The 5167-nt window shown below is 44.3% G+C and carries 6 protein-coding genes; 4 read left to right on the top strand and 2 right to left on the bottom strand.

Annotated features, from left to right (window positions below):
- A partial coding sequence (locus F3741_09845) for a malate dehydrogenase (protein ID MZG31085.1) occupies positions 1-225 on the top strand: 225 nt, incomplete at its 5' end.
- 70 nt (positions 226-295) lie between these two features.
- Here the strand turns inward: F3741_09845 and F3741_09840 are convergent.
- Entirely contained in the window at positions 296-1600 is a 1305-nt protein-coding gene (locus tag F3741_09840) for a hypothetical protein (protein ID MZG31084.1), read from the bottom strand.
- Entirely contained in the window at positions 1554-1985 is a 432-nt protein-coding gene (locus F3741_09835) for an arsenate reductase ArsC (protein ID MZG31083.1), read from the bottom strand. Before F3741_09835 ends, F3741_09840 begins: the two co-directional genes overlap by 47 nt.
- Before the next feature lie 189 nt (positions 1986-2174).
- On the opposite strand from F3741_09835, the gene lexA reads away from it, so the two are divergent.
- From lexA to F3741_09820, 3 genes are all read left to right on the top strand, one after another.
- On the top strand, positions 2175-2771 hold the full coding sequence (gene lexA, locus F3741_09830; GenBank protein ID MZG31082.1) for a repressor LexA: 597 nt from the start codon (positions 2175-2177) through the stop codon (positions 2769-2771).
- Positions 2764-3975: a DNA polymerase IV gene (gene dinB / locus F3741_09825; GenBank protein MZG31081.1), complete on the top strand. Its 1212-nt coding sequence runs from the start codon at positions 2764-2766 to the stop codon at positions 3973-3975. Before lexA ends, dinB begins: the two co-directional genes overlap by 8 nt.
- A gap of 164 nt (positions 3976-4139) precedes the next feature.
- Positions 4140-5167 (top strand): aminotransferase class V-fold PLP-dependent enzyme (locus tag F3741_09820; protein ID MZG31080.1); only part of this gene is annotated, 1028 nt, incomplete at its 3' end.

The following is a 5167-nucleotide window of genomic DNA, read 5'->3' as shown; positions in this document are numbered from 1 at the left end:
ATTTTGCAGGACAAGCGACGCATTCTTCCTTGTACCGCTTTTCTGGAAGGGGAGTATGGGTGGGATGGAATATTCTTTGGCGTACCCGTCATGATGGGTGCAAATGGAATTGAAAAGATCATCGAACTGAACTTGTCCGATGAAGAAAAAGCCGCGTTGGATATTTCAGCGCAGGATGTGAAGAAAACCTGCGATGAAATAGATTCTATCTTGAAGGGTGATTAAATAACCCGCTCTCCCGGCCTGGTATAATTGTGGTTTCCCAAAAGGTGTGCAGTTTTTTAAATCAGCCTGTTTAAGGATTGGTGTCGAGAGTTTTAGGGATCAGTGAATAAGGTTTGCGGGTCTTGTCTTTTATTTCAAATTCTTCATAAATAGCAACTCCTTCCGGTTTCCCATCACACTCCAGAGTGATGCTGTTCCAGAAATCTTTTCTTGCTTTCCAGCGCGGATTTTGGTGGTCGTTAGGGTCATCTTTTACACACACCCTCCATACCGTTCCCTTTAAAGTATTTCGAGAAATATCCAGAGTTATAAAATGGTTCATGAGTGCTCTTTTTGCCAGGTTGTCAAACACCTCTTTTGGGGCGGTGTACTCCTCTATTTTCTGCATGTCCGCAAAAGGTTTAAAAGTTGCTCCGCCTCCACCTGATACAATGTATATGGGGCCGTCTCCTCTAAGGTATTTGCCCGATTCTGATTTTATGACAGGTGTTTTCTCACTGGAACTCATGGGATGAAATCGCTCATAGGAGTGTTGATTACCAGCTAACACGAGGTCTGGGTTTAAGGCATTTAATTGTTTAAGAACGGTTTCCTTTTTGTCCTGATACCATGCTGTCGTGAGCGCCGGTTCATGGACAGCGAGAATGATCCAAAGCCCTTTTTGTCGAGCCTCTTCAATCCTTGGTTTTAACCACTTTGTTGGATCTTGCCAGGGATAATTATGGATAACACCTATCAGCGTGTTTCCCACCACTCGTGTTCCTTCAAAAGCTCTGGGTTTTGTGCCGTGTTCGGGTAAATTGTCGAATCCTGAATCAAGCGGATCGATTTTGTCCCAGCAACCTGAAGCTTTTGGTTTCCTTTTATTTGCGGGAAGGTCGTTATCGCCTGCCACAAAAATGCGTAACGGGTAAGGTGTGACCAGATTGTTTTTAATTTCTTCAATGAACCGGTCTGGGCAGGAGTCTGGAAACATTTCTGGCTGGTAAACGAAATCGCCAAGGTGCAGTAATGCATCGGGCTTAGTGTCGCGCATGGCTTTTTGTACAGCGTAAAATCCGGGTGCGTAAGCACGCTCCCCGGTGCCTGTATCACCGACTACTGTTATTCGTGTGATCGTTTCTTTAGGAAAGGGAGCCATGACTTTCTGGATATTCCAGGATTCATTTGGTGCGCTCTCACCGAGGGAATAATTTACAAACAGGGCGAGTGTTAAGAGAAAAATAATTTTCAAGGTGAACCATCTCATGATTAATTCCTTCTTCTCCCCTGCGGGAAGAGGGTTCAGGTGGGTATAAAATGCATACCTGCCGCTGATGTTTTGCCGGCTACCATAACACCTCTGGTAGAGTTTCAACAAAAGTACGAATTTCATCCCGTACTTTTCGATAATGACTCAATGCTTCTTCTTCGGTTTCTGCATTTTTAGCCAGCCTGGGTGGGTCATCAAATCCAAAATGTATGACCCGGGTCGAACAGTTAAAAACCGGGCAGACTTCACTGGCATGACCACATACTGTTATTACAAAGTCAAAAGGTATTGTTTCAAGCTCCTGCACTTCTTGAGACTTTTGACAGGTTATATCCACTCCAGCTTCTTGCATGACCTGAACTGCTTTTGGATTAAGACCATGTGCTTCGATTCCGGCCGAAAATGCAGTAAAGGAATCACTTTTTAAATGCCTTGACCATCCCTCTGCCATTTGGCTTCTGCACGAATTGCCAGTACATAAAAACAGTATTTTCGGTTTTTCAATCATAATTTTATCCAGAATACCACCCACATTCGTGGGAAGCAATTATAAGGGTTTGCCGATTCCTTGCTCAATAATCAATCGCCTCCAATAGTTAGAAGCCTTGCAACCGCCTCTTGAAGATTCATTAAAATGGCAGGCTTGATTTTCGATATATTTTCGCCTATATTGAGACAATATTTGCCTGGAGGTTTTATCATGCATCTCACCAAACGCCAGAGGGAGATTTACGATTATCTCAAGAAGCATATAAATGCTAAGGGGTATGCGCCGAGCATCGTGGAGATTGGCAAACAGTTCCAACTCAGTTCTCCAGCTACGGTGCACAAGCACTTGAGTCATTTGGAAAAAAAAGGGCTGATCAAAAAAAAACATAATTTGAGCCGAGCGATTGAAGTGTTGGAAGAACCGGTTCGGGAATACCCGGTTCTTGGGCATATTGCGGCAGGTAGTCCTATAGAGGTGATGGACCATCGCGAAGTGATGGCTCTTTTGCCAGACTCAGGCGACAGGGATATTTTTGTACTCAAGGTCAAAGGCAGTTCGATGATAGAGGACCATATCACGGATGGTGATTATGTGATTGTTGAACGCAGAGAAGTGGCTGAAAACGGGGAAACGGTTGTGGCTTTGATCGATAATGATCGGGCCACTTTGAAGCGTTTTTACCGGGAGAATGGCAGAGTGCGCCTGCAACCCGCTCATCCGGATATGAAACCAATTATTGTACGAGAAGGTGATTTTGCCATTCAGGGTGTAGTCATTGGGGTTTTGCGAAAGTTTAATGAATGACGAAACTACCCTAGTTGAAAGCAGGTTGAGTTTGAGACAAATTTTACATGTGGATATGGACGCGTTTTTCGTTTCGGTGGAAGAACTGCGCGATCCTTCCCTCAAAAATAAACCGGTGATTGTGGGAGGCAATCCCGAGGCCAGGGGAGTTGTAGCTGCCGCTTCCTATACAGCAAGGAAGTTCGGCATCCATTCTGCCATGCCGGTTGCGCAAGCGAAAAGGTTGTGTCCACATGCTATTTTTTTACGCGGATCAGGCAAGCGTTATAGTGAGTTCTCGGCAAAGGTGTTTAAAATTTTGAGAAGATTTTCTCCTCTGGTGGAGCCGATGTCTCTAGATGAAGCGTTTATTGATTTGACAGGTTGCGAAAGACTGTACGGCCCGGTACTGGAGTCTGCTGAGAAAATTCGTAAGGAAATCCGTGAAACACTTGGATTGAATGCTTCCATTGGAATTGCTTCCAATAAGCTCATTGCTAAAATTGCCTCGGCTCATTGCAAACCCAATGGAATGTTGTGGATTGCACCGGGTATGGAACAAAAGTTTTTAGCTCCACTGCCTATCCGATGTGTTCCGGGGATTGGACCCAAAGGAGCTACTGCATTAGAACGCAAGGGAGTAGGTTCTGTCGGGGACCTTGCCCGTATACCCCTTTCTACCTTGGAACAAGATTATGGGAAGTGGGGTCAATCGCTATATCGTAAGGCCAGGGGAATAAGCGATAGTCCTGTCATCAGTGAAACTGAAGACCCTCACTCAATCAGTCGTGAAACTACTTTTGAAAAAGATTCGACGGACCCGATTTTTCTTGAATCAACGCTCAGTTATTTGACCGAAAAAGCTGCGGCCCGGCTCAGAAAGAATAATTTGTTTGCTGGGACGGTAACATTGAAACTTCGTTACTCTAATTTTAAAACAGTAACTCGGTCGAAAAAACTGGATACGCCTTCGGCTGAAGACTATAAACTATTCAAAACCGGTATGAGATTGTTTCGGAGTGTATTCACACCCCGCACCCGCGTTCGCCTTATAGGAATTGCTTTTACTTCTTTAACGCCATCTCCTCTCAGGCAGGGGGATTTATTTAATAGTAAGTGTGGAAAAAATTGGGACGATTTGTATCAGGGTATTGACCGTATCCGAAATAAATATGGTTTTAAATATATTTTGAGGGCAACAAGCAACCGGTGTGACACTGGCTGATCAAAAAATAACCCCGGCCATCAATTCCGCACACGATCAGACTTGAGAAGTTATATGAGAGCAGTTCATTGGCTACCCTTCAATTTAAATGCCTCTTTGAAACGTTTGGCTAAACAAAGGACTAAGAGGTATTTGTCATTTGATTTTTAGTTGGAGTTTTAATTTTGAATCTTGAAAAAATAAGGAAAGAGTTCCCGGTGGTAAAAGAATTGATCTTCTTCGATCATGCCCGAGTGGCTCCTTTGCCAGCGAGAGTGCGAAATGTAGTAACAGGGTTTGTGGAAGATGCCACCAGTTATGGAACAGCTCATTATGAATCATGGATGGTTGAAGTCGATCGGGCTCGGAATAACTTTGCCCAACTTATTAATGCCGATAAAGATGAAATTGCATTCGTCAAAAATACATCTGAGGGATTGTCCATTGTAGCCAATGGCCTGGATTGGCAGACGGGCGATAATGTGGTTATCCCGGACATTGAGTTCCCGGCAAATGTTTACCCCTGGTGGAACTTGAAACGCCTGGGGGTTGAAACCCGCATGGTTCCTTCAGTGGAAGGGAGGATTTTATTTGATGATCTGGTCAAACAAGTGGATGCGCGGACTAAGCTGATATCCATCAGTTCAGTAGAGTGCAATAGCGGCTTTCGTTGTGATCTCAACCGCATTGGTTCGTTCTGTAAGGAAAAGGGAATTCTTTTTTGTGTCGATGCCATTCAAAGCCTGGGCGTTCTTCCTATGGATGTGAAACGTGACCATATCGATTTCCTTTCGGCAGATGGACATAAGTGGATGCTCAGTGTCGAGGGGCTGGGAGGGTTTTATATTTCTAGGGATGTTCTTGAGAAAGTATATCCTGTAACGGTGGGGTGGGGGAACATGGTTAATGCAAACGACTTCATGAATTATGAGTTTACATTTCAACCTAACGCGCAACGGTTTGAAGAAGGCTCGCTCAATACCATTGGCATCCACGCGTTTGGCACGGCATTGGAACTTCTACTTGAAACAGGAATAGAAAATATTGAAAAGCGGGTGATGGATTTGGGCGATGAAATTCTTGAACAACTGGCAGGGCGTGGACTAAAAGTTTACAGTTCCACCCGCCCTGAAGAACGTTCGGGAAACATAGCTTTCATTATGGATCAGGATATCAGCCAGCTGTATGAATGGATGTTGAAGAACAAAGTGAA

It is taken from the genome of Nitrospinota bacterium, assembly GCA_009873635.1.
GTDB lineage: Bacteria > Nitrospinota > Nitrospinia > Nitrospinales > VA-1 > LS-NOB.
Note: the sequence above shows the minus strand (reverse complement) of the source record. Positions and strands in the feature narration are given on the sequence as shown.

Coding starts and splice junctions, on each gene's coding strand:
- F3741_09840 (MZG31084.1), bottom strand. CDS start 1,600: ATGAAATTCGTACTTTTGTTGAAACTCTACCAGAGGTGTTATGGTAGC.
- F3741_09835 (MZG31083.1), bottom strand. CDS start 1,985: ATGATTGAAAAACCGAAAATACTGTTTTTATGTACTGGCAATTCGTGC.
- dinB (MZG31081.1), top strand. CDS start 2,764: ATGAATGACGAAACTACCCTAGTTGAAAGCAGGTTGAGTTTGAGACAA.